The 3,525-nt window shown below is 67.8% G+C and carries 2 protein-coding genes and 1 pseudogene; all 3 read left to right on the top strand.

Going from position 1 to position 3,525, the window contains the following annotated elements; genetic code table 11:
* On the top strand, positions 1-785 hold a 785-nt coding region (locus DPM19_RS34640), incomplete at its 5' end, for a phosphopantetheine-binding protein (RefSeq protein ID WP_233511123.1).
* Positions 786-823: 38 nt separating this feature from the next.
* A pseudogene (locus DPM19_RS37125) lies at positions 824-892 on the top strand (polyketide synthase docking domain-containing protein); the annotation flags it as partial.
* 75 nt (positions 893-967) lie between these two features.
* On the top strand, positions 968-3,525 hold a 2,558-nt coding region (locus DPM19_RS34635; RefSeq protein WP_325050324.1), incomplete at its 3' end, for a type I polyketide synthase.

Genomic DNA, 3,525 nt, shown 5'->3' with positions numbered 1-3,525 from the left:
ACCTCACCCAAAACCTCACCACCACCGACCACACACGCCTGGCCAACCTCGGCATCACCCCCCTCACCACCCACCAAGCCACCACCACCCTCACCCACACACTCACCCACCACACCCACCCCCACCTCGCCATCACCAACCTCGCCCAGCAACGCCAGGCCGATCCGAGGCTTCTATCGCCGCTACTGCGGCATCTGTTCGGCAAGCACGCGGCAATACGCCCTGCGGCCGCCAACGGCTCCCGCGCCAATGGCCGGCCTTCCTTGCCACAGCAACTGGCTGGACTGCCCGCGTCCGATCAGGTGCAGTTGCTTCTCAAGGCGGTGCGCGACCAAGTGGCCGCGGTTCTGGGGCACGGCTCAATTGACAAGATCGATCCCCTGCGCGGTTTTCTCGACCTGGGACTCGACTCCCTCACCGCCGTCGAACTCCGCAATCGCCTCAATGCCATCACCGGGCTGCAACTCACGACCACCGCGGTCTTCGACCATCCCACCCCCGCCGATCTCGCACAGTACCTCCACGCCCGGCTCGCACCCTCGGAGCCGGGCGGATACGAGGTCGTACTCGCGGAAATCGGGAAGCTCGAATCCACTCTGCAGAAGATTTCCGAGGCAGATCGAGTAGTACTGACCAGCCGATTGCATGATGTTCTGCTGAAGCTCAATGGGACTCATGAACGGGACCTCGCGGAGGAGGAATCCTCCTCGATTCTGACCGCCCGGATCGAGTCCGCCAGCGACGAAGAAGTCTTCAACATCATCGATAACGAGCTTGGGATCTGAATTCTCATCCGGCCGACTCCTCGAAAGACTGAACTCGTATGAAGAGTGAAGACAGACTCCGGAGTTACCTCAAGCGAGTGACGGCGGAACTCCACCAGACCCGTCAGCGTTTGCTCGAAGCCGAGCCTGGGACTGATGAACCGGTCGCCGTGGTGGGCATGGCGTGCCGCTATCCCGGTGGGGTGACTTCGCCGGAGGAGTTGTGGGAGCTGGTCCGTGCCGGCCGGGACGCGATGGGGGAGTTCCCGGCCAACCGGGGGTGGCCGGTGGAGGAGCTGTACGACCCGGATCCAGATCAGGCCGGTAAGTGCTACACCCGGGCAGGCGGGTTCCTCTACGACGCCGACCACTTCGACGCCGAATTCTTCGGCATCTCACCCCGGGAAGCAGCCACGATCGACCCGCAACAGCGACTGCTACTGGAGACCAGCTGGGAAGCCATCGAACGCGCAGGCATCAATCCCGCCACCCTCCGCGGCACCCCGACGGGAGTCTTCGCCGGCGTCATTTACAGCGACTACGCCTCCCGGCTGCACCCCATTCCCGAGAAGTTCGAGGGGCAACTGCTCACCGGAAGTACCGGCAGCGTCGCCTCTGGCCGTATCGCCTACACCCTCGGTTTGGAAGGGCCCGCGGTCACTATCGACACGGCCTGTTCCTCTTCGTTGGTCGCCATTCACCTGGCCGCTCAGGCGCTGCGTAACGGTGAGTGCGAGTTGGCGTTGGCGGGGGGTGTGACGGTGATGTCCACCCCGAACGTGTTCATCGAGTTCAGCCGCCAACGCGGCCTGGCCCCCGACGGGCGCTGCAAACCCTTCGCCGCCGCCGCCGACGGCACCGGCTGGAGCGAAGGCGCCGGCATCATCGTCCTGGAACGCCTCTCCGACGCCCAACGCCACAACCACCCCATCCTGGCCGTAATCGCCGGGTCGGCGGTCAACCAAGACGGCGCCAGTAGCCAGTTGACTGCGCCCAACGGGCCGTCCCAGGAACGCGTCATCCGCCAAACCCTGGCCAACGCCGGGCTCACCCCCGACCAGATCGACGCCGTCGAAGCGCACGGCACCGGCACCCGGCTGGGCGACCCCATCGAAGCCCACGCCCTGCTGGCCACCTACGGGCAACACCGACCCACCGACCGGCCGCTCCTGCTGGGGTCGATCAAGTCCAACATCGGCCACACCCAAGCGGCCGCCGGCATCGCCGGCGTCATCAAGATGACCGCCGCGATGCGGCACGGCCACCTCCCCGCCAGCCTCCACATCGACGAACCCACCCCACACGCCGACTGGGACAGCGGCAACATCAAGCTGCTCACCCAACCCACCCCATGGCCCCACGACAGTCCCACCCGCCGCACCGCCATCTCCTCCTTCGGCATCAGCGGCACCAACGCCCACCTCATCCTCCAAAGCCCACCCGAGACCTCCGCCTCACCCAACGGCCAGGCCAAATCCCCAACCCCGTCCGGCAACCAGACGTCGAGCGAGATCCAGACACCCGACGGTGCGGACTCCGCGGTGGCGTGGGTGTTGTCGGCAAAGTCGGGGGCGGGGTTGGTGGAGTCGGCGGGTCGGTTGGCCGGGTGGGTGGCCGAGCGGCCGGAGGTGTCGGCGTACGGGGTGGGCCGGTCGTTGGTGGTGGGTCGGTCGGTGTCGTTCGCGCATCGGGCGGTGGTGGTGGGTGCGGGTCGGGGTGAGTTGTTGGAGGGGTTGCGGGATCTGGCGGCGGGCCGGCCGTCCGCGGCGGTCATCACCGGCACCACCACCGGCACCGTTAACGGCGCCGTCGCTGGTGGGACCGCCGCCGAGGCCGCTGGTGGGACTGCTGCTGGTGGGACGGTGGCCGATAAGGCCGTTGATGCCGGAGCCGGTGCCGGGACCCCTGGTAGGACCGTTGGTGGGGCTGGTGCCGGGACCCCTGGTAGTGCCGGGGTTGCGGTCGGTACTGCCGCTGGTGCTGGTGCTGGTGGTGTGGTGTTTGTGTTTCCGGGGCAGGGGGCGCAGTGGCCGGGGATGGCGGCGGGGTTGCTGGAGTCCTTCCCGGTGTTCGCTGAGCAGATCCAGGCGTGTGCGCAGCACCTGGACCCGCTGACCGGGTGGTCGTTGCTGGAGGTGCTGCAGGAGCGGCCCGGGGCGCCGGCGCTGGAACGGGTGGAGGTGGTCCAGCCCGCGCTGTTCGCGATGACGGTATCGCTGGCCCGACTCTGGCAATCCCACGGAGTACAACCCGCCGCGGTCGTCGGGCACTCCCAAGGCGAGATCGCCGCCGCCTACATCGCCGGCGCCCTCACCCTGCCCGACGCCGCCCGCGTCATCGCCTTGCGCTCCCAAGCCCTCACCACCCTGGCCGGCACCGGCGCCATGGCCGCCATCCCCCTCCCCGCCGACCGAACCCGCGACCTGCTCACCGGCCCCTACCACCACCTGACCATCGCCACCATCAACGGCCCCAACGCCACCGTCGTCTCCGGCGACCCCCCCACCATCGACGCCTTCCTGCACCACTGCACCCACCACGACATCGACGCCCGCCGCATCCCCGTCGACTACGCCTCCCACTCCCCCCACATCCAACCCCTACGCGACCGCATCCTGACCGACCTGGCCGACCTCCAACCCACCACCCCCACCATCCCCTTCTACTCCGCCCTCACCACCCAACCCATCACCGGCCCCCACCTGGACGCCGACTACTGGTACCGCAACCTCCGACACCCCGTCCACTTCCACCACACCAC

It is taken from the genome of Actinomadura craniellae, from assembly GCF_003289645.1.
Lineage (GTDB): Bacteria > Actinomycetota > Actinomycetes > Streptosporangiales > Streptosporangiaceae > Actinomadura_D > Actinomadura_D craniellae.
Note: the sequence above shows the minus strand (reverse complement) of the source record. Positions and strands in the feature narration are given on the sequence as shown.